Raw genomic sequence first — 20,413 nt, forward strand, 5'->3', positions numbered from 1 at the left:
TCCGAATGCATGAGCGTGGCGGTGCGAGGAAGGTCTGCGCGTGGATGGGGGCTGGCGGCCATGCTGCTGCTGGCCGTGGCGGCGTGCCGCGAGTCTGGCAACGCCCCGGTCAAGCCGGCGGCCGAGCCGGTGGCTGCGGTGCAGGCGATGGCGTTGCGGCTGGCCGAAGACGATCTGGTCGGTTACGCCAGGCTGTCGGTGCCGCCCAGCCAGTACCAGCGCCTGCAGCAGGCCTGGACCGAGGGCCACAGCCAGTGGCCGCTGACCGAGCTGCCGTTGGGTGACCAGCTGCTGCCGATGCTGGCCGCCCTGCGCAAGCCCAATGCCAGTACCGAACTGCAGCGCAGCTTCGACCGCCAGCTGGCCGGCCAGGCCGGTGCGGTGCGCCAGGCCGCACAGTCGATGGGCAACTTCGGCGTGCAGTACCTGCGCCACCAGAAGGGCTACACCCCCGGTCAGCAGGCGCACTACATCGCCCTGGTCGAGACCCTGGCGGTCTGGGCGCAGGGCGCACCGATCAGCGACCGCGCGCGTGCGCGCAGCACCATCGCCGCGCTGGTCGGTGCGGCCGGCAAGGTTGGCTTCGATGACGAGGCCGGCCTGCAGGCCGCGGGCATGGAAGGCAGCCTGCAGCAGCTGGCACCGTTCATCCATACCCTCAAGGCCGTGCTGGGCAGCTACGGGCTGGGCGTGGATGAAGCCCTGCGCAGTGTGCGAGGCGAACTGCTGTCGGTGGAAGGTGACAACGCGCTGGTGCGCCTGCACTACGACCTGGCGGGCCGCGAGATGAGCCTGCAGCTGCCGCTGAGCCGGCGCGAGGGCCACTGGTACCTGACCCGCACCCTGGCCGACACCGACGCGCTGTTGCGCAAGGCCGACGCGGCCCGTGCCGACGCGGCGCCGGCCCCGGCCGAAGTACCCGCCGAGGGCGGGGAAGCGGCAACGCCACCGCCTAAGCCATAATGGCGCCGATGTCGAAACAGAACCCGCTGCCGTTCCCCGGCGAAGAATCCCCGTCGACGCCCGCCGATACGGTGCCGGCGTCCCCCTCGACCGGTACCGGCCCGAACCCGGTACCGCCGCCCGCGCACGCGCGTTCGGCCGGCCGCCGCCCGCTGTGGGCGCGCCTCCTCGGTCGCCTGGTCGAGCCGTGGCTGTCGCTGAAGATCGAACCGGAAGACCCCGGCCAGTACAACGATGGCCGCCCGGTCATGTATGTGCTGGAAGACTACGGCCTGTCGAATGCGCTGATCCTGGACAAGGCCTGCCGCCAGGCCGGGCTGCCGTCGCCGCTGGTGCCGCTGGCCGGTGACCCGACCGGCCGCAAGCGCGCCTACCTGGCGCTGTCGCGACGCAGCTCCAGCAATTCGCTGATCCCCGAGCAGCGTGGCGCCAAGACCCACTCCGATTCGCTGGCCAAGGTGCTGCAGGCACATCGCGTGCGCGATGACCTGGACGTGCACCTGGTGCCGGTGTCGATCTTCGTCGGCCGCGCGCCGGACAAGCAGAGCGGCTGGTTCGCCGTGCTGTTCTCGGAAAACTGGGCACTGGTCGGCCGCTTCCGCCGCCTGCTGGCGGTGCTGCTCAACGGCCGCAGCACCATCGTCCGCTTCGCCCCGCCGATCTCGCTGCGCAGCACCGTGGACGAAGGCCTGGAGCCGGAGCGCACGGTGCGCAAGCTGCAGCGCGTGCTGCGCACCCATTTCCGCCGCATCCGTGAATCGGTGATCGGCCCCGACCTGTCGACGCGGCGCCTGCTGGTCGACCAGGTGCTGGCGGCCGAACCGGTGCGCGAGGCGATCGCCGCGCAGGCCAAGCGCGACAATTCGAAGCCGGCCGATGCCTGGAAGAAGGCGCACGCCTACGCCTGGGAAATCGCCGCGGACTATTCCAGCCCGGTGGTGCGCTCGGCCAGCTTCATGCTCAGCCACGTGTGGAACCGGATCTATGCCGGCGTGCTGGTGCACCACCTGGACAAGTTCAAGGCGGCCGCGCCGGGCCACGAAGTGGTGTACGTGCCCAGCCACCGCAGTCACATGGACTACCTGCTGCTGTCCTACCTGCTGTACGACCGCGGCATCGTGCCGCCGCACATCGTGGCCGGCATCAACCTGAACCTGCCGGTGGTCGGCACCCTGCTGCGCAAGGGTGGCGCGTTCTTCATCCGCCGCTCGATCCGTGGCAACGCGCTGTACTCGGCGGTGCTCAGCGAATACGTCGCGCAGCTGGTGGCCGGTGGCTACTCGCTGGAGTACTTCGTCGAAGGCGGCCGCTCGCGTACCGGTCGCCTGCTGCAGCCCAAGGGCGGCATGATCTCGATGACGCTGCGCGCGTTCCTGCGCCAGCCGCGCAAGCCGGTGCTGTTCCAGCCCATCTACATCGGCTACGAGAAACTGATGGAAGGCGGCAGCTACCTGGACGAACTGTCCGGCCGGCCGAAGGAAAAGGAATCGATCTGGTCGCTGCTGTGGGGCATCCCCAAGGTGCTCAAGCAGAACTATGGTCAGGTGGTGGTGAACTTCGGCGAGCCGATCGCGCTGAACGACGTGCTGGCCGAGAAGGCGCCGGAGTGGAAAGGCGAGGCGGTGTCCGAGGACGAGAAGCCGGCCTGGCTGTCGACCACGGTGGACACGCTGGCCGAGCGCATCCAGGTGCGCATCAACGGTGCCGCCGACGTCAACCCGATCAACCTGCTGGCGCTGGCCCTGCTGTCCACGCCCAAGCATGCAATGGGCGAGGCCGACCTGATCGCGCAGATCGAGCTGTGCAAGACGCTGCTGGTCGAGATGCCGTATTCGGACCGGGTGACGGTGACTCCGCACTCGCCGGAGCGGATCATCGCCCACGCCGAGGAAATCAACGTCCTCACCCGCATCAAGCACCCGCTGGGCGACGTGCTCAGCGTCAGCGGCGATACCGCGGTGCTGCTGAGCTACTTCCGCAACAACGTGGTGCACCTGTTCACCGCCTCGTCGTGGGTGGCCTGCTGCTTCCAGAACAACCGCCGCATGAGCCGTACCGGGCTGGTCCAGCTGGGCCGCACGGTGTACCCGTTCCTGCAGGCCGAGCTGTTCCTGCCGTGGAGCGAGGACGAGTTCGCCCAGCGTATCGACCGGACCATCGATGTGTTCGTGCGCGAGGGCCTGCTGCAGAACGTCAACGATGACGACGGCGGCATCCTGGCGCGCAACACCGGGCAGACCGACGAAGTGTTCCGCCTGCGTGCGATCGGCCATTCGCTGCAGCAGGCGTTCGAGCGCTACTACATCGCCATTTCGGTGCTGGTGAAGAACGGCCCCGGCGTCCTTGGCGCGGCCGAGCTGGAAAGCCTGTGCCAGCAGGCGGCGCAGCGGCTGAGCCTGCTGTATGCACCGGCGGCACCGGAGTTCTTCGACAAGTCCCTGTTCCGCGGCTTCATCCAGAAGCTGCGCGAACTGCGGCTGGTGTGGCCGGACGAGAACAGCAAGCTGCTGTTCGACGAACGCCTGGATGCCTGGGCCAAGGATGCCAAGTTCATCCTCGGCCGCGAGCTGCGCCACACCATCGAACGGGTCAGCCCGGAAGCGGCACGCCCGGACGAGGCTGCGCCGCAGGATTGAACTGAATCCTTGTGGTGGGTGTGGACCTTGGTCCACACACATTCCAGTCGTGCCAACCAAGGTTGGCACCCACCAGAGCAGCAGGCCAACCAGGGTTGGCCCCCACCCGAACCCGGCGTCAGGCCGGTTCGTCGGGAATCTGCAGGCTTTCCAGCCTGGCGATGCAGTCCTTCAGCTGCAGCTTGCGACGCTTCAGGCGCTTGGACTCCAGCTCGTCCTCGCCGTTGGCGGCCATGCGGGTGATCTGTTCATCCAGCAGGCGGTGCTCGGCGCGCAGGGCGGCGAGGTGCTCGACGATCTCGGCGGGGCTGTAGGTGTCCACAGCCTCCGAGCATACACAGCGATGATGACTGCCGGGAGAGGGGAGCCCCGCAGCCCGGCTGCGGCGGCTCCGAGCCGTTAGAATGGAGCCCATGAGTGCCGTGATCTCCCTTCCCGACCCCCCGCCCCGCGCCGCCCGCGATCCGCGCGTGGCCGAGCGCGAGCAGCACAAGCTGGCCAAGCGCCTGCGCCGCCAGGTGGGCGAGGCGATTGCCGACTTCGGCATGATCGAGGCCGGCGACAAGGTCATGGTCTGCCTGTCCGGCGGCAAGGACAGCTACACCCTGCTGGACGTACTGCTGCAGCTGCAGAAGAAGGCGCCGGTGCCGTTCGAGCTGGTGGCGGTGAACCTGGACCAGAAGCAGCCGGACTTCCCCGAGCACGTGCTGCCGGAGTACCTGGCCGGGCTGGGCGTGCCGTACCACATCATCGAGCAGGACACCTATTCGGTGGTCAGCCGGGTCATTCCGGAAGGCAAGACCATGTGTTCGCTGTGCTCGCGCCTGCGTCGTGGCGCGCTGTACAACTACGCCGAGACCCACGGCTTCACCAAGATCGCGCTGGGCCATCACCGCGACGACATGGTGGCCACGTTCTTCATGAACCTGTTCCACCACGCCAAGCTGTCGGGCATGCCGCCGAAGCTGCGCAGCGATGACGGCAGGCACGTGGTGATCCGGCCGCTGGCGTACGTGCGCGAGAGCGACATCGTCGAGTACGCGCAGGCACGCCAGTTCCCGATCATTCCCTGCAACCTGTGCGGCAGCCAGGAGAACCTGCAGCGCCGCCAGGTCGGCCTGATGCTCAGGCAATGGGAGAAGGACCACCCGGGCCGCATCGAGCAGATCGCGCGTGCCATGGGCGAAGTGCGGCCCTCGCAGCTGGCCGATACCACCCTGTTCGACTTCATGGCGCTGGGCCGTCGCGACGACGCGCCGCTGCCCGACGCCCATGCCTGGCTGGCCGGCTCCCCGGCCGACGCCGACGCAGATCCCGAGACGCCCACCGTTTAAGGTCGGTCGCCCTTCCTCTTTGCCATCCGGAATTCCATGTTCTTTCGCAACCTGACGTTCTTCCGTTTCCCGACCACCACCGATTTTTCCGAAGTCGACACCCTGCTGCCGCACGCCCTGCTGAAGCCGGTCGGCGCGCTGGAAATGAATTCGCGCGGCTTCATCTCGCCGTTCGGCCGCGAGGAGAAGGAACTGCTCTCCCACCGCATCGCCGAACATCTGTGGCTGACCGTGGGCGGTGAGGACAAGATCCTGCCGGCGGCGGTGGTCAACGACCTGCTCGAGCGCAAGCTGGAGGAGATCGAGGAAAAGGAAGGCCGTCGCCCGGGCGGGCGCGAGCGCAAGCGCATGAAGGACGACCTGCTGCATGAACTGCTGCCGCGCGCCTTTGTGAAGTCTTCGCGCAATGACGCCTTCATCGACCTGCAGCACGGTTATGTCGCGGTGGATACCTCCAGCCGCAAGACCGGCGAATACTTCATGTCCGACATCCGCGGCCTGCTCGGCAGCTTCCCGGCGATGCCGCTGAACGCCGAAGTCGCGCCGCGCTCGATCCTGACCGGCTGGATTGCCGGCGAGCCGCTGCCGACCGGGCTGAGCCTGGGCGAAGAGTGCGAGATGAAGGACCCGGTGGAGGGCGGTGCGGTGGTCAAGTGCCAGCACCAGGAACTGCGCTGCGACGAAATCGACAAGCACCTGGACGCCGGCAAGCAGGTGACCAAGCTGGCGCTGATCTTCGAAGACAACCTGTCGTTCGTGATCGGCGACGACCTGATCGTGCGCAAGCTGAAGTTCCTCGACGGCGCCCTGGACCAGCTGGAACATGCCGACGAAGACGGCCGCCGCGCCGAATTCGACGCCCGCTTCGCCCTGCAGAGCGCCGAGATCCGCCGCCTGTTCCTGTTGCTGGAAGAAGCCTTCAAGCTCAGCAAGGCTGACTGAACAGGCACTGCGTGGGCCGCCGGTCATCCAGCGGCCCGAAGCGGCGCTATGCTGGCGCCATGAGCCGCCTGTTGCGCCGCCTGATCTCCCCCGCTCCGCCCGCCACCGTGCAGCGTGACACTGTCCGCCTGCGCCTGGAGGATGCCGAGATCGAGGTGCTGCGCGTGCGCGACCCGCGTGCGCGGCGCATCAAACTGAGCGTGGACGAGCGCGGCGCGCGCCTGACCCTGCCGCCGCGGGCAAGCCTGGTGATGGGCGAACGCTTCCTGGAACAGCACCGCGACTGGCTGGCGCTGCAGCTGCGCCAGTACCAGGGGCACGGCCTGCCGGCGCCGCTGCAGCCCGGCGAAGACGGTGTGCTGCCGTTGCGCGGCGAACTGTTGCCGCTGCGCTGGCAGGAAGGTCGCTATGCGCGCCTGGAGATCGACGAGCACGGCGCCTGCGTGCAATGGCCGAGCCGTGGCGGTGATGCCACCCTGCGCCGCCTGCTGCGCGAGTTCTACGAAGCCCAGACCCGTGCCGACGTCGGCCGCTGGCTGCCGAAGTACCTGCCCTCCCTGCCACGCGCACCCAGCCGCCTGCGGCTGAAGGTGATGTCCTCGCAATGGGGCTCGCTGGCGCCGGACGGCAGCATGGCGCTGGACCTTGCGCTGGTGCTGGGCCGATCCGACGCGTTCGAGTACGTGCTGGTGCACGAACTCTGCCACCTGATCCAGCCGAACCACTCGCCCGCGTTCTGGCATGAAGTGGAACAGCGCTTCCCCGCCTGGCGCGAACAGCGCGACTACTTCCAACTGGAAGGGCGCAGACTGAAGGCCATGCTGCGCCAGCTGTTGTAGAGCCGGGCCGATGCTCGGCTAACGCGCGCAGCGCGGGGTTCCAGTCATCACGTTGAAGAGCAGCCGAGCATGGCGATGCCGGTCGTCCTGACCGGCACCCTTCGGGCCGTCGCAAGCGACGTTGGCAGCGGCTCCTGCCGCTACCTTCGGCTCTACAGAAGAGCGCGCGACCGGCTCCTGCTCTTCTTTCTTTCTTCCGTGGCTCGGCACGCACGGAAACTGTCTGAGGCCGGGCGGGTGAGCCATGCAGGGGCGTTGGCGCCATGGATGGCGCCATCGAGCTTACAGGGACGTACTTGCAGCGTCCCCTGCATGGCTCACCCGCCCGGCCAAGCACGGCTTTGCCTTCAGATACCGCCAGCCACGAGGGGCTCAGCCGTTGGCCGAAACCTCCATCATCCCGCCCGCAGCGCCGCCGCCGTCGCCCAGCGTGCCGCCACCCGCGGCGCGGTGATGCACACCGCCTGGTCGGTCACCGTGGTCACCGCCCGCTCCAGCAGCTGGATGTCCGCCTCGTGCTGGCGCGCCACATGCGGGTCCTCGAAGAAGATCGCGCGCTGGCAGCGGCCTTCCAGTACGCGGTCGGCAATCTGCGCATCACCGCCCATCGGGCCGCTCTGGTAGCGCGTCACCCAGGGCGTGTCACTGGGCCAGCCGCGGCTCCAGGCCAGTTCATTCAAGCGCTGCCCGGTGGTACCCGTCGCCACGCGTTCGCCGAATCGCGCCAGTACCGCGAAATGCTCGTCGGCGAAGGCCAGCATCGCCGGCTTCATCGCATCGTGGGCGATCAGCGCCAACGTCTGCCCTTCGAAGCCGTGCAGGTCATCGGCGCCGGCATCTGCATCCAGGCCTGCATGGATACGCTCCACCTCCACCCAGTCGCGCGCAGTGGCCACGGTCGAAATGAACGGCTTGCCGTGGATCACGCACTGTCGCTTCAGTGCAGTGGCTTCCGGAAACACGGACGACGGATCGACCGGGTCGATCAGATAGATCGCACCATCCAGCGTCCGCTCCGGGCCCATGCCGACCACCTCGGCCACCAGCTTCATCAGGCCGCCTTCGCGTCCGTAGGGATAGCGGTGCAGGCCGTCGTACCCGGCCAGGAATCCCTGCCGCCCGATCGCGTCATGGGTGCGGCCGACCGCGTGCAGCGATACGCCGAGTTCGCGCAGTCCGGACTCACTGGCACGCAACCAGCGGAACAGGGCCGCCCGCGCGTCGTGGTGGTGGAGACGGTTGGCAGCCAGGCCGATGCGCATCGAGAGCTCCGCAGGTACGGGTGAATGCGGCAGTGTATGTCGGCATTAGCCCTGCCGGATGCATTTGCAACTTTCTTCATTGCCGCCTGCTGACACGCCGCTAGCGTGGCAGGCAGCGGTACCGCTGTGCGGCCGTTTCTCCCGCCGGCGAATGAGGATGCCTGCCGTGAACGTCGTTGGGTTTCCCGCCGCTGCCGTCATGGCATGCCTGCTGCTGCCAGCCACTGCCTCTGCCGCACGTTGCGGCTCGCCGCTGCGCATCGCCTGGCCATCCGACCGCGCGCCGTTGTCCGCCGATGTGCATGGACAGGCGAGCGGACCCGGCGCGGACTACCTGGCATTGCTGGCTGCACAGCGCCCGTTGCTGCCGCAGCCGCTGCCGGCCGTCGCGGTGGTCGAGGGCAGGGTGCCCGGCAACATCCAGGCCCTGCTGGGCTGGCCACGTTCGCAGCTGCCCCCGGGCTGGGTGGCCAGTGCCCCCTTCCTGCAGCTGCCGCAGGTGATCGTACGGCGCCGGGATGCGCCGCCGGTGCTGGGAATGGCGGCGCTGCGCGGGCGCACCGTGGCCAGTCCGGACCCCGAGCCGTTGGCCGCGCTGCTGGCCGAACAGGCACCCGGCGCACAGCTGCTTCCCCCGGCACCGCTCGATGACGCGCTCTCGCTGCTGGGCACCGGCCTGGTCGATGCGGTGATCGCCAATCTCGGTGAGGTCGAGGCCGCCCTGCGGCGCTACCGGGGAGATCCACTGGTCATCGCTGCACCGGCCGGCTTCGACGATGCGCTGGTGCTGGCCACGGTACCCGACTGTGCGGGCGTCATCGATGAGTTCGAGCAGGCCGTGTCCAGTTTGACTGGCGCGCGACGCCAGGCAATGCGTGCGGCCTGGTTGCCGGCGGTGCCGCGAAGCCAGTCGTCACTTTCAGCACTGCACTGGCTGGTGCCGGCCTCGCTGATCCTGCTGGCGCTCGCGCTGGTGTACGCGTTCGGCTATTGGCGCGTGCACCGCGAAAGCGAGCGACGCCGCGTGGCCGCCCAGCGGCTGCAGGAGGTGACCTCGAATCTGCCGGCGGTGGTGTTCCAGGCGCGTCGCTCGGCAGAAGGCCACTACAGCATTCCGCAGATCGCAGGGGATGTACATGCGCTGTTCGGGATCAGCGTCGAGACCGCGCTGATCGATCATCGGCGTCTGCTGGCCGCGGTCCACCCCGACGATCATGCGCGGCTCACGGAAGCGGTCGATGCGGCCGCGCTGGCGCGCGAGCCGATCGATGTCCTCTTCCGGACGCAGTCGCCGCAGGGCTGGCGTTGGGTGCATTCGCATGGACGACCGCTGCCGCGTGGTGGCGGCGTCGTCGAGTGGAGTGGTTACTGGATGGATGTCAGCGAAGTGCAGTCGCGCACCCTTGCGCTGGCACAGGCCAGAGGCGAGGCCGAGCAGGTGGCGTTGGCCAAGACCCACTTCCTGGCGACGATGAGCCACGAGATCCGTACGCCGATGAGCACCCTGCTGGGGATGCTGGAACGGTTGGCCGACAGCGACCTGGATGCGCGCCAGCAGCAGGTGCTTGCCACGGTGGGCGATGCGGCGAGGATGCTGCGGCAGATCCTCGACGATGTGCTGCACAGCCAGCGCCTGCAGCCTGCGCCATTGCAGCTGCGGCCGACCGATCTGGCGGCGATGCTGCGGGCAGTGCAGCAGCTGCTGATGCCTGTTGCGGCCAGCCGGGGCCTGCATCTGCGCATCGAACTCGATCCGGCGTTGCAGGCCGGGCTGCTTGCTGATGGCCTGCGCCTGCGCCAGATCCTGTTCAATCTTGCCGGCAACGCGCTGAAGTTCACCGAGCACGGGAGCGTGGACCTGCAGGTGCGGGTGCTGCAGCACTTGGAGGATGGCCAGCGGCTGCGCCTGCAGGTGAGCGACAGCGGTGTGGGCATCAGTCCGGAACGGCAGCAGGCGGTGTTCGCCGCCTACACCCAGGCCGAGACGTCGACGACGCGCCGCTTCGGCGGAAGTGGCCTGGGCCTGGCGATCTGCCGCGAACTGGCGGCGTCGATGGGCGCCGAACTGCAGCTGCGCAGCAGGCCCGGCGAGGGCACGACGGTGTGGATGGAGCTGGACCTGGCGGCCTGCGAGCGGCCTGTGGAGGCATCACCGCCGCCGGCCGCGACGGTGCCGGCGCTGCCGTCCGCCTGGGTGCTGGTGGCCGAAGACCATCCCACCAACCTGCACCTGCTGGAGCAGCGCCTGCGCGGCCTGGGGCTGCATGTGCATGCCTGCACGGATGGTCGCAAGGCTCTCGAGGCCTGGCAGGCGTGGTCGTTCGATCTGGTGATCACCGACTGCCACATGCCTGAGATGGACGGATTCACGCTGGCGCGCGCGATCCGCGCCGATGCCTGTGCAGCCCGTGCGCGGGTTCCGATCATCGCGCTCACCGCCAGCGTGCTGGACAGGACACGCGAGGCCTGCCGCGACGCCGGCATCGAGCATTTCCTGGCCAAGCCGGTGGAAGCGCCGTCGCTGCACGCGCTGCTGGCCGTACTGCTGGTACCGGACTCAGCCCGCCAGTAGGCGCACGATGCTGGCGGCAGCGTCGCGGCCTTCGGCCACGGCGGTCACCACCAGGTCGGCGCCACGCACCGCATCGCCGCCGGCGAACAGGCGTGGATGCGCGGTCTGGAACGGCAGGCGGTCCTTGCCACCGGCCACGATGCGGCCGTTCGACCGGCCTTCCACGCCGTGCTCGGACAACCACGCCGGCAGCGTCGGCGAGAAGCCGAAGGCGATGATCACCACGTCGGCTTCCAGCAGCGATTCGCTGCCCTCGATCGGCACCGCGTTCTGGCGGCCATTGGCATCGGGTTCGCCCAGGCGGGTCTCGACCACGGTCACGCCGATCACTTCATCATCGGCACCGGCTTCGATCGACAGCGGCTGGCGGTTGAACAGGAAACGCACGCCCTCCTCGCGCGCGTTGGCCACTTCGCGCGCGCTGCCGGGCATGTTGGCCTCGTCGCGGCGGTAGGCGCAGGTGACCTTGGCCGCGCCCAGCCGCACCGCGCTGCGCACGCAGTCCATGCCGGTATCGCCGCCGCCGAGCACCACCACGCGCTTGCCGTTCAGATCGGGCAGGGCGATGGTGTCCTCCCAGCCGGCAATCGGCCGGCCCTTCGGATCATCGCCGCCGACGATGCGGCTGTTCTGCACCAGGAACGGCAGCGCCGGCAGCACGCCCTTCAGGTCCTGGCCGTCCAGGCCGCCATCGGTGTAGCGGTAGGCCCCGGTGCCGACGAACACCGCATCGTGGCTGTCCAGCAGCTGCTGCACACTGACATCGCGGCCGATCTCCACGCCCAGGCGGAACTGCACGCCCATGCCTTCCAGTACTTCGCGGCGGCGGTGGATCACGTCCTTGTCCAGCTTGAAGCTGGGAATGCCGAACTGCAGCAGGCCGCCGATCTGTTCGTAGCGGTCGTAGACCACGGCGGTGATGCCGGCGCGCGCCAGGCGGTCGGCACAGGCCAGGCCGGCCGGGCCGGCACCGATCACCGCAACACTCTGGCCGGTGGGCTGCACCGCGCCCAGGTCGGGGCGCCAGCCGCTGGCCAGGGCGGTATCGACGATGTACTTCTCCACCGCACCGATGGTCACCGCGCCGAATTCCTCCAGCGTGCAGCTGCCTTCGCACAGGCGGTCCTGCGGGCAGACGCGGCCGCACACTTCCGGCAGCGGGTTGGTGCTGTGGCACAGCGTGGCCGCCTCGTGGATGCGGTTTTCCTGCACCAGCTGCAGCCACTGCGGGATGGCGTTGTGCACCGGGCACTTCCAGCTGCAGTACGGGTTGCCGCAGTCCAGGCAGCGTCCGGCCTGGTACTGGGCGTCTTCCTTGCCGAACTTGCCGTACAGCTCGCCCCAGTCGCCGGAGGTGCGCAGTTCCACCGGGATGCGCTGCGGCATGGTGCGGGGCAGGTCGAGGAACTGGAAGGCGTGCTTGCGGCTCATGGCTGGCTCTGGAATGCGAGGGGGGACGTTGCCGGCCAGCGGCCGGCACTACCGGGCAAAATCACGCGGCGCGGCGCAGGGTTTCAGTCAGCGACTCGATGCTGGCGGCCTTGGGTTTGACCAGCCAGAACTTGCCGATGTAATCGCGGAACTCGTCGAGGATCTGCTGCGCCCAGATGCTGCCGGTCAGCTCGCGGTGGCGGCCGATCAGGCGATGCAGGTGCTGGCGATAGTTCTCGAAGCCCTCGGCCGACACGCGGTGGATGTCGATCAGCTCGTGGTTGTAGCGATCGACGAAATCGCGGTCCACGTCCAGCACATAGGCCAGGCCACCGGTGAAGCCAGCGCCGAAGTTCAGGCCGACCTTGCCCAGCACCAGCACCACGCCGTCGGTCATGTATTCGCAGCAGTGGTCACCGGCACCTTCCACCACCGCCAGCGCGCCGGAATTGCGCACCGCGAAGCGCTCGCCGGCACGCCCAGCCGCGAACAGTTCGCCTCCGGTGGCGCCGTACAGGCAGGTGTTGCCGATGATGGCGGTGCTGCGTGCCTCGAAGCGCGCGCCGCGCGGCGGTCGCACCACCAGGCGGCCGCCGGCCATGCCCTTGCCGACGTAGTCGTTGGCCTCGCCTTCCACTTCCAGGTGCAGGCCGCCGACATTGAAGGCGCCGAAGCTCTGCCCGGCACTGCCACGGAAGCGCAGCTCCAGCGGTGCTTCGGCCATGCCCTGGTTGCCATGCGCGCGGGCCACCGCACCGGCCAGGCGGGTGCCGATGCTGCGGTCGGTGTTGTGGATCAGGAACCGGTGTTCGCCACCGCGCTTGTGCTCGATGGCCGGGGCCAGCAGGCCATCCATCTGCGTGGCCAGGCTGTCCGGCGATTCGTACAGGCGCTGCGCGGCGCAGTGGCTGCCTTCGTAACGGGCATCGGCCAGCAGGCGCGACAGGTCCACGCGCACGCCATCGCGCGGCGCGGCCTCGATCTGCCGCAGCAGGTCGGTGCGGCCGACGATTTCCTCCAGCGAACGCGCACCCAGGTACGACAGCCAGCCACGCACTTCCTCGGCCAGCAGGCGGAAGAAGTTCTCCACGCGCTCGGGCTGGCCAGTGAAATGGTTCTCGCGCAGGCGCTCGTCCTGGGTGGCCACGCCGGTGGCGCAGTTGTTGAGGTGGCAGATACGCAGGTACTTGCAGCCCAGCACGATCATCGGCGCGGTGCCGAAGCCGAAGCTGTCCGCACCCAGCAGCGCGGCCTTTACCACGTCCAGGCCGGTTTTCAGGCCACCATCGGTCTGCAGCAGGGTGCGCCCGCGCAGGTCGTTGGCCAGCAGCGCCTGGTGCGCTTCGGCCACGCCCAGTTCCCACGGCACGCCGGCATAGCGGATCGAGCTGACCGGCGAGGCGCCGGTGCCGCCGTCATGGCCGGAGATGGTGATCAGGTCCGCGCCGGCCTTGACCACGCCGGCCGCGATCGTACCCACGCCGGCGTGGCTGACCAGCTTCACCGACACCAGCGCGGTCGGGTTGACCTGCTTGAGGTCGTAGATCAGCTGCGCCAGGTCTTCGATGGAATAGATGTCGTGGTGCGGCGGCGGCGAGATCAGGCCGATGCCGGGGCGCGCATAGCGCAGGCGCGCGATCAGTTCGTTGACCTTGTGGCCGGGCAGCTGGCCGCCTTCGCCGGGCTTGGCACCCTGCGCGACCTTGATCTGCAGCACCTCGGCGTTGACCAGGTATTCGGCGGTGACGCCGAATCGCCCCGAGGCCACCTGCTTGATCTTGCTGCGCCGCGGCGTGCCGTAGCGGGCCGGGTCCTCGCCGCCTTCGCCGGAATTGCTGCGCCCACCGAGGCGGTTCATGGCAATCGCCAGCGCCTCATGCGCTTCCGGTGACAGCGCACCGAGGCTGATCGCTGCGGTATCGAAGCGCGGGAACAGTTCGCTGGCCGGTGCCACTTCATCGAGCGGCGTGGGCGTGGCGGCCGGCACCAGCTGCAGCAGGTCGCGCAGTGCCGACGGCGGCCGTGCATGCACGGCATCGCAGTACTGCTGCCAGGCACGCGGATCGCCACTGCGCGCCGCGCGCTGCAGGGTGGTCACCACGTCCGGGTTGTACATGTGGTACTCGCCGCCGTGCACGTACTTCAGCAGGCCGCCGACATCCACGTCCTGCTGCGCGTCCCAGGCCTGCGCGCACAGCTCGCACGCGTCGGCATCCAGGCGCGCGAAACCGGCGCCACCGATGCGCGAGGCGGTATCGGGGAAGCACAGGTCGACCACCTCCGGTTCCAGGCCGATGATCTCGAACAGCTGCGCGCCGCGGTAGCTGGCCACGGTGCAGATGCCCATCTTCGAGATGATCTTCGACAGGCCCTTGTAGACGCCCTTGCGGTAGCGGCGGCCGATCTGCGACTGCTCGCCGCCCTTGCTGAGCTTGAGGATGCCGCGGCGGCCGAGGTCGAACAGGGTCTGGTAGGCCAGGTACGGGTACACCGCGGTGGCACCAAAGCCGAGCAGGCAGGCCATGTGGTGCGGGTCGCGCGCGGTGCCGGTCTCGACGATAAGATTCACGTCGCAGCGCAGGCCCAGCCGCGAGAGGTGGTGGTGGATGGCGCTGGTGGCCAGCAGGGCGTGCACCATCGGCCGCCCGGCCACCGGGTAGCGGTCGGACAGCAGCAGCATCACCATGCCGTCGCGCGCGGCCTGCTCGGCCTCGGCACAGATGCGCTCGATACCGGCACGCAGGCCTTCGTCCTCGCTGTAGGACAGGTCGAGCAGGCGGTTGGCCTGCACGTACTGCTCCATCTTCAGCAGCTGGCGCAGCTTGCGCTGGCTGAGCACCGGCGAATTGAGGATGACGTGGTTCACCGTCTCCGGGCCGGCATGGAAGATGTTGGTCTCCTTGCCGAGCTGGGTGGACAGGGACATCGCGCAGTCTTCGCGCAGCGGGTCGATCGGCGGGTTGGTGACCTGGGCGAAGGCCTGGCGGAAGTAGTCGTAGAGCGGACGGCTGCGCTGGCTGAGCACCGCCATCGGCGTGTCATCGCCCATCGAGCCGGTAGCTTCCTGTTCGGTCTCGGCCAGCGGCCGCAGCACCTGCTCCACTTCCTCGCTGCTGAGCTGGTACAGCTTGTGATAGCTGCGCAGGGTACCTTCGTCGAAGGGCTCTTCCACCAGTGACGGGTCGATCAGTTCGGTCTGCAGGTAGGTGACGCCCTGCTGCAGCCACTGCTTGTACGGTGCGCGGCCGCGGTTGATGCGGTCGATGGCTTCCGAATCGAGCAGGTCGCCGCGCTTGAGGTCGATGGCGATCATCTCGCCCGGGCCGAGCTTGCCCTTGCGCACCACGCGCTCGGTCGGCACTTCCCACACGCCGGCTTCGGAGGCGACCAGGAAGTGGCGGTCGGCGGTCAGCATCCAGCGCGCCGGGCGCAGGCCGTTGCGGTCGAGGGTGCATACGGCATAGCGGCTGTCGCAGGCGACGATGCCGGCCGGGCCGTCCCACGGCTCGCTGTTGAGGCCATGGAACTCGTAGAACGCGGCCAGGTCCGGGTCCTTGAACTCCAGCGATTGGGTGGCCGGTGGCACCAGGATGCGCAGCGCCTGGATCAGCTCCATGCCCCCGGCGACCATCAACTCCAGCATGTTGTCCAGGCTCTGCGAGTCCGAACCGTGCATGGAGATCACCGGATCGAATTCGCCGATATCGAAGCGCGGCGTCTTCCACACCTTGCTGCGCGCCTGCGCCCAGCGCCGGTTGCCTTCGATGGTGTTGATCTCGCCGTTGTGGGCGAGCATCCGGAACGGGTGGGCCAGCGGCCAGCGTGGCAGGGTGTTGGTGGAGAAGCGCTGGTGGAACACGATCGCGCTGGAGGCCAGTTCGCGGCGCTGCAGGTCCGGGTAGAAGCGGCTGAGCTTGTCCGGCAGCACCATGCCCTTGTAGCTGATCGCATCCGGGGTGAGCGTGGTGACGTAGAAGTCGGCATGCGCGCGCAGCTGCTGTTCGCTGCGACGGCGCGCCAGGAACAGGGCCAGCGCGAAGCCGGCGTCGTCCTGGCCGATGCCGGCGTCGACGAACACCTGTTCGATGCGCGGCAGCGTGTCGCGCGCCAGCTGGCCACAGACGCTGTCGTCGGTGGGCACCTCACGCCAGCCGGCCACCTTGCAGCCCACGGCTTCCACCTGCGCCTGCAGCTGGGTGCGGCAGGCCTGCGCGGCATCGGCGTCGTGCGGCAGGAACACCAGGCCAGCGGCGAAGCGCGCGGCGACGACGATGCCTGCTTCGTTGGCCAGCAGTTTCAGGAAAGCATCGGGGCGGCGCAGCAGCAGGCCGCAGCCATCGCCGGTCAGGCCGTCGGCGGCGACGCCGCCACGGTGGGTCATGCGCGAGAGCGCGGCGATGGCGGTATCAACCAACAGGCGCGAAGGTTGATCGTCGAGCTGGGCGACCATGCCAAATCCACAGGCATCGCGCTCGGAGCGCGGGTCGTAAAGCCCTTGGCGGTTGCGGGGGGCCATCTCTACCTCGATGCGGAATGAATTGAACGGGGACACTCAAGCCCGCCCAATCCCTGGAGCGCATCGTGAGGCCACCGGATGCCTCGACTAGATCACAGGTTGCTGCAGCGCCGCAATACACGGTTGCAGGTGCAACAGAAAGCGCCGGCACGCCCGTGCCGGCGCGGGGCCGGACTCAGCCGCAGCGCGTGCCGCTGACTGCGCCCTTGTCGTCCACTTCGATGTTGAGGCGGTCGCCGAGGAACTCCATCGTGGCCACGTCGTTGGGCTTGAGCACGCGCAGCTGGCTGGCGCCGGCGTCTTCCTGCGCCTGCTTGCCCAGCGCGTCGGTGTAGGCCTGGCCGACCAGGCTCTGCACCTGGCTGGCGTCGCAGGTGCCGACCGGCGGCGCCTCGGTCGCCTTGCCTGCGTCGTCGGCCGGTGCCTTGGCGGCTTCGGCGGCCTGCTGGGCATGGGCGGTGGCCGAATCCTGTTCATCCAGCGCCGGTGCCTGGCAGGCGGTCAGGGCCAGCACGGCCGGCAGCAACAGGGCGGAGAGCGAACGGGCGCGAATCGGGAACGACATCATGACTCCGGAAGGGGTTGTGAAGACCCGAGCATAGCGGCGAACCGACCCTCACGTGTTTGTCTTGCGTTATCGACAGGATCGCGGCATCGCAGCCGCGACACTGCAGGCATGCCAACGCCCTCCACACCCGAGCGCCAGGCGGCACGTGCTGCCGGCCTGCGCTATGTCGATGACACCCAGCCCGGCATCAGCCGCCGCCGCGCCGGCACGGGATTCAGCTACCGCGACGCCGACGGCCATGCAGTGCGCGATGCCGCCACCCTGCACCGCATCCGCGCGCTGGCCATCCCGCCGGCCTACACCGCCGTGTGGATCTGCGCGCACGCCAACGGCCACCTTCAGGCTACCGGTCGCGATGCGCGTGGGCGCAAGCAGTACCGATACCACGCCGATTGGGCGAAGGAGCGTGACGCCGGCAAGTTCGACCGCATCATCGCCTTTGGCGAGGCCTTGCCCTCGCTGAGGCGGCGGTTGTCGCGCGATCTCAAGCGGCCGGGTTTCCCCAGGGAAAAGGTGCTGGCGATGGTGGTGGCGCTGCTGGCCGACACCCTGGTGCGGGTCGGCAATGAAACCTACGCACAACAGAACCGCTCGTTCGGACTGACCACACTACGCAACCGCCATCTGGAGCTGCTGCGTGGCGGGCGGGTGCGCATGCGCTTCCGCGGCAAGTCCGGGCAGCTGCAGGAGGTGACCGTGGGCGACCGCAGGCTGGGCCTGTTGGTGCGGCGCCTGCAGCAGCTGCCGGGGCAGGCGCTGTTCCAGTACCGCGATGACGACGGTGCGCTGCAGCCGGTGGATTCCGGCGCAGTGAACGACTACCTGCGCGAGGTGATGGGCGAGGACTTCACCGCCAAGGATTTCCGCACCTGGGGCGGCACCGTGGCGGCGGTGCAGACCTTCGCCGCCACCGAGCTGCCGGAACCGGCCAGCCAGCGCGCGCTGGCCCAGGCACAACGGGCGGTGGTGTGCGAGGTGGCGGCGTTGCTGGGCAACACGCCGGCGGTGTGCCGCAAGGCCTATATCGACCCGTGCGTGTTCGCCGGCTGGGAACGCGGCGAACTGGCCAAGCTGGCCGGCCTGCGCGGCCCGCGCCAGTGGGAGCAGGCAACGCTGAAGGTGCTGCGCCGGGCGCGGCGGTTGGCCAACCGCAGCGCCTGAACCCTCGGTAGCGTCGAGCTCGCTCGACGGCTGTTATCCGCAGTAGATCGCGGTGATGTTGTTGGTGCGGCCCTTCTCGATGGTCAGGCGGTCACCGCCTTCGCTGGCCGGCGGCACCCGCGGACCGTCGTGGCGCAGCACCCGCACGTGCAGGCTGTCGCTGTCCACGCGTGCACGCGCAACGGTGGCGTCCGAAGCGGCCAGGCCCAGCGCACCGCGCACCATGTCGCTGTGGCACTGGCCGGAAATCACGCCGTCGATCGGCTGCACCTGGGCCATGGGCGCGCTGCTGCAGGCGGCGAGGGCGAAGCAGATGGTGGCGGTGGCGATTGCATGTTTCATGGAGGCGTTCCTTGTGTGGTTGCGTGCAGCCTGCGGCGGCGCACGTAGTGGCGGAATGAATACCGTGCACATCGTGGACACGGCGTATTCACTGCTGCCGAAAGCAGGGGTGGAGACACTGCAGGAGCGGCATGCGCCGCCCCCGGTAGTGCCGGCCGCTGGCCGGCAGCCCCTTTCCCTCCCGAGGAGACCCTGCATGGCCACCATCAAGAAGACCCCCGCCCGCCGCAAAGCCTCGCCCAAGGTGCGCAAGGGCAGCACCGCAAGCCAGACCGTCGCCGATTCCGATCGCCCGCGCGTGGTGAAGACCGCCACCCGCAAGGCCGCCGCCGGTGATCCGCGCGCAGCGCGCGTCGCGGCCCGGCAGCGGCGCCTGCAGGACCAGGAGAAGGCCAAGGACGTGCGCGCGGCAAAAAAAGCAACGAAGAAGACCGCGACCCAGGCCGGTGCGCGCCGGCAACCGGAGGCGATGCCGGCGCAGCAGCTGGCCAAGCCTGGGCATGAACACGAACTGGAGCTGGCGCCGCGTTTCCTTGCACCGGACTACGCCGGCAGCGGCAAGCTGCAGGGCATGCGCGCGATCATCACCGGTGGCGATTCTGGTATCGGCCGTGCGGTGGCAGTACTGTTCGCACGCGAAGGCGCCGATGTGGCGGTACTGCATTTGGACGAGGCCGAGGACGCGGACATCACCCGCCAGCACGTGGAGCGCGAAGGCGGTCGCTGCGTGGTGATCGCCGGTGACGTGCGCGATCCGCGCTTCTGCAACAAGGCGGTCAAGCAGGTGGCCAAGGCGTTCGGCGGCATCGACATCCTGGTCAACAACGCCGCGTTCCAGCTGCATTGCGAGCGCCTGGAAGACCTGGAAGACGCGCATCTGCAGGAAACCCTGCAGACCAACATCGGCGGTTACATCCAGATGGCGCGCGCGGTGCTGCCGCACCTGGGCGAGGGTGCCAGCATCATCAACACAGGATCGGAAACGGGAATCTTCGGCAGCAAGGCGCTGATCGACTACTCGGCCACCAAGGGCGCGATCCATGCCTTCACCAAGGCGCTGGCCAGCCAGCTGCTGCCACGTGGCATCCGGGTCAACTGCGTGGCGCCGGGGCCGGTGTGGACGCCGCTGAATCCGGCTGACAAGACGGCGGAGGACGTGGCGGCGTTCGGCAAGGACAGTGACATGGGCCGGCCTGCACAGCCCGAAGAACTGTCGCCGGCCTATGTGTTCCTGGCCTCACCGGCCTGCGCCAGCTACATCAGCGGGGTGATCCTGCCGGTGATGGGCGGTCCGCGCGGCTGACGCGGCGGCGGTGCCGGCCGCTGGCCGGCAGCTATCCTCGGCGCATGCGAACAGAGGATGGGGTGGGCATGGACGGCACCGCTGAATACCTGTGGCTGCCGCCGGGCGCCACACCGCCCGAACGGGCCTGCTCCCCTTGCCGGGCCATTGTTGCTGTCGAAGCCGCCGTGGAGGCGGACTGGCAGGCGCCGATGAGCGATTGGCTGGTGCGCAGGGGTTGCCGCTACATGATGGCCTGGGGCATCGAGTGCAGCGGTTGGGATGATGCGGTGGACATGGCATCGCCGGAGGTCGAGTGCGCCGACTTCGTGATGACCACCTGGCATGATCGCGACACCCTGGCGGAGGTGTCGGCGTTCTGCGCCATTGCCCAGCACTCTACGCTGGAGCTGCCGCACACTCGGGTGTTGCATGTTGCTGGGGTGGCCGACCGGGCGCGCGTGCTTGCAGGTGTTCAGGGCGCTGTTGCAGCAGATGCGTAAAGGCAGATGCGTAAAGATCGGCGATGCGCGGAATGAACCGCTGCGGTTGGCGCGTGGGAGCT

Annotated in this window: 15 protein-coding genes; 9 read left to right on the forward strand and 6 right to left on the reverse strand. The window is 68.7% G+C overall.

The annotated features are described in order from the left end of the window. Positions 1-9: 9 nt before the first annotated feature. A complete protein-coding gene (locus K5L94_RS00265) occupies positions 10-963 on the forward strand; it encodes a hypothetical protein (protein WP_053448400.1) in 954 nt (317 codons plus the stop codon). Then, complete coding sequence (gene plsB, locus K5L94_RS00270) at positions 963-3,599, forward strand: glycerol-3-phosphate 1-O-acyltransferase PlsB (RefSeq protein ID WP_053448401.1); 2,637 nt, start codon at positions 963-965, stop codon at positions 3,597-3,599. The genes K5L94_RS00265 and plsB overlap by 1 nt, the downstream gene beginning before the upstream one ends. A 118-nt stretch (positions 3,600-3,717) precedes the next feature. Here the strand turns inward: plsB and K5L94_RS00275 are convergent, their stop codons facing one another. Further along, positions 3,718-3,921 (reverse strand): YdcH family protein, encoded by a 204-nt coding sequence (locus tag K5L94_RS00275; RefSeq protein WP_004153435.1) that lies wholly within the window; start codon positions 3,919-3,921, stop codon positions 3,718-3,720. Positions 3,922-4,012: 91 nt separating this feature from the next. Between K5L94_RS00275 and ttcA the strand changes: the two genes are divergently transcribed. From ttcA to K5L94_RS00290, 3 genes are read left to right on the forward strand one after another with little or no spacing between them, the layout of a single operon-like run. Next, entirely contained in the window at positions 4,013-4,933 is a 921-nt protein-coding gene (ttcA, locus tag K5L94_RS00280; RefSeq protein WP_187299786.1) for a tRNA 2-thiocytidine(32) synthetase TtcA, read from the forward strand. Positions 4,934-4,969: 36 nt separating this feature from the next. Beyond that, positions 4,970-5,875, forward strand: a complete 906-nt coding sequence (locus K5L94_RS00285; protein WP_005411825.1) for a recombination-associated protein RdgC — start codon at positions 4,970-4,972, stop codon at positions 5,873-5,875. A 59-nt stretch (positions 5,876-5,934) separates the two neighbouring features. After that, on the forward strand, positions 5,935-6,714 hold the full coding sequence (locus K5L94_RS00290; protein WP_053448403.1) for a M48 family metallopeptidase: 780 nt from the start codon (positions 5,935-5,937) through the stop codon (positions 6,712-6,714). Positions 6,715-7,109: 395 nt separating this feature from the next. Here the strand turns inward: K5L94_RS00290 and K5L94_RS00295 are convergent, their stop codons facing one another. Then, entirely contained in the window at positions 7,110-7,976 is an 867-nt protein-coding gene (locus K5L94_RS00295; protein ID WP_053448404.1) for a methylglyoxal synthase, read from the reverse strand. Positions 7,977-8,133: 157 nt separating this feature from the next. Here K5L94_RS00295 and K5L94_RS00300 point away from each other — a divergent pair, with 157 nt between their 5' ends. Next, positions 8,134-10,548, forward strand: a complete 2,415-nt coding sequence (locus tag K5L94_RS00300; RefSeq protein WP_274511545.1) for an ATP-binding protein — start codon at positions 8,134-8,136, stop codon at positions 10,546-10,548. Here K5L94_RS00300 and K5L94_RS00305 read toward each other — a convergent pair. The 3 genes from K5L94_RS00305 to K5L94_RS00315 form a co-directional block, all read right to left on the reverse strand. Further along, complete coding sequence (locus K5L94_RS00305) at positions 10,534-11,979, reverse strand: FAD-dependent oxidoreductase (protein ID WP_053448405.1); 1,446 nt, start codon at positions 11,977-11,979, stop codon at positions 10,534-10,536. The two genes, K5L94_RS00300 and K5L94_RS00305, sit on opposite strands and share 15 nt — an antisense overlap. 61 nt (positions 11,980-12,040) lie before the next feature. Continuing rightward, positions 12,041-16,495, reverse strand: coding sequence for a glutamate synthase large subunit (gltB, locus tag K5L94_RS00310; RefSeq protein ID WP_053448406.1), 4,455 nt, complete (start codon positions 16,493-16,495; stop codon positions 12,041-12,043). A gap of 175 nt (positions 16,496-16,670) precedes the next feature. Continuing rightward, positions 16,671-17,060, reverse strand: coding sequence for an I78 family peptidase inhibitor (locus K5L94_RS00315; RefSeq protein WP_053448407.1), 390 nt, complete (start codon positions 17,058-17,060; stop codon positions 16,671-16,673). A gap of 111 nt (positions 17,061-17,171) precedes the next feature. Between K5L94_RS00315 and K5L94_RS00320 the strand changes: the two genes are divergently transcribed. Beyond that, positions 17,172-18,224, forward strand: a complete 1,053-nt coding sequence (locus K5L94_RS00320; protein ID WP_053448408.1) for a DNA topoisomerase IB — start codon at positions 17,172-17,174, stop codon at positions 18,222-18,224. A gap of 33 nt (positions 18,225-18,257) precedes the next feature. On the opposite strand, the gene K5L94_RS00325 is transcribed toward K5L94_RS00320, so the two are convergent. Next, positions 18,258-18,566, reverse strand: a complete 309-nt coding sequence (locus K5L94_RS00325) for a hypothetical protein (RefSeq protein WP_053448409.1) — start codon at positions 18,564-18,566, stop codon at positions 18,258-18,260. A gap of 196 nt (positions 18,567-18,762) precedes the next feature. Between K5L94_RS00325 and K5L94_RS00330 the strand changes: the two genes are divergently transcribed. After that, positions 18,763-19,869, forward strand: coding sequence for an SDR family oxidoreductase (locus K5L94_RS00330; protein ID WP_274511552.1), 1,107 nt, complete (start codon positions 18,763-18,765; stop codon positions 19,867-19,869). Between the two features lie 68 nt (positions 19,870-19,937). Continuing rightward, positions 19,938-20,351, forward strand: a complete 414-nt coding sequence (locus tag K5L94_RS00335; RefSeq protein ID WP_053448411.1) for a DUF7684 family protein — start codon at positions 19,938-19,940, stop codon at positions 20,349-20,351. Positions 20,352-20,413 lie beyond the last annotated feature (62 nt).

This window comes from Stenotrophomonas forensis (assembly GCF_028752115.1).
GTDB classification, from domain to species: Bacteria; Pseudomonadota; Gammaproteobacteria; order Xanthomonadales; family Xanthomonadaceae; genus Stenotrophomonas; species Stenotrophomonas forensis.

Coding starts and splice junctions, on each gene's coding strand:
- K5L94_RS00325 (WP_053448409.1), bottom strand. CDS start 18,566: ATGAAACATGCAATCGCCACCGCCACCATCTGCTTCGCCCTCGCCGCC.
- plsB (WP_053448401.1), top strand. CDS start 963: ATGGCGCCGATGTCGAAACAGAACCCGCTGCCGTTCCCCGGCGAAGAA.
- K5L94_RS00300 (WP_274511545.1), top strand. CDS start 8,134: ATGCCTGCCGTGAACGTCGTTGGGTTTCCCGCCGCTGCCGTCATGGCA.
- K5L94_RS00335 (WP_053448411.1), top strand. CDS start 19,938: ATGGACGGCACCGCTGAATACCTGTGGCTGCCGCCGGGCGCCACACCG.
- gltB (WP_053448406.1), bottom strand. CDS start 16,495: ATGGCCCCCCGCAACCGCCAAGGGCTTTACGACCCGCGCTCCGAGCGC.
- K5L94_RS00265 (WP_053448400.1), top strand. CDS start 10: ATGAGCGTGGCGGTGCGAGGAAGGTCTGCGCGTGGATGGGGGCTGGCG.
- K5L94_RS00295 (WP_053448404.1), bottom strand. CDS start 7,976: ATGCGCATCGGCCTGGCTGCCAACCGTCTCCACCACCACGACGCGCGG.
- K5L94_RS00305 (WP_053448405.1), bottom strand. CDS start 11,979: ATGAGCCGCAAGCACGCCTTCCAGTTCCTCGACCTGCCCCGCACCATG.
- K5L94_RS00290 (WP_053448403.1), top strand. CDS start 5,935: ATGAGCCGCCTGTTGCGCCGCCTGATCTCCCCCGCTCCGCCCGCCACC.
- ttcA (WP_187299786.1), top strand. CDS start 4,013: ATGAGTGCCGTGATCTCCCTTCCCGACCCCCCGCCCCGCGCCGCCCGC.
- K5L94_RS00330 (WP_274511552.1), top strand. CDS start 18,763: ATGGCCACCATCAAGAAGACCCCCGCCCGCCGCAAAGCCTCGCCCAAG.
- K5L94_RS00320 (WP_053448408.1), top strand. CDS start 17,172: ATGCCAACGCCCTCCACACCCGAGCGCCAGGCGGCACGTGCTGCCGGC.
- K5L94_RS00285 (WP_005411825.1), top strand. CDS start 4,970: ATGTTCTTTCGCAACCTGACGTTCTTCCGTTTCCCGACCACCACCGAT.
- K5L94_RS00315 (WP_053448407.1), bottom strand. CDS start 17,060: ATGTCGTTCCCGATTCGCGCCCGTTCGCTCTCCGCCCTGTTGCTGCCG.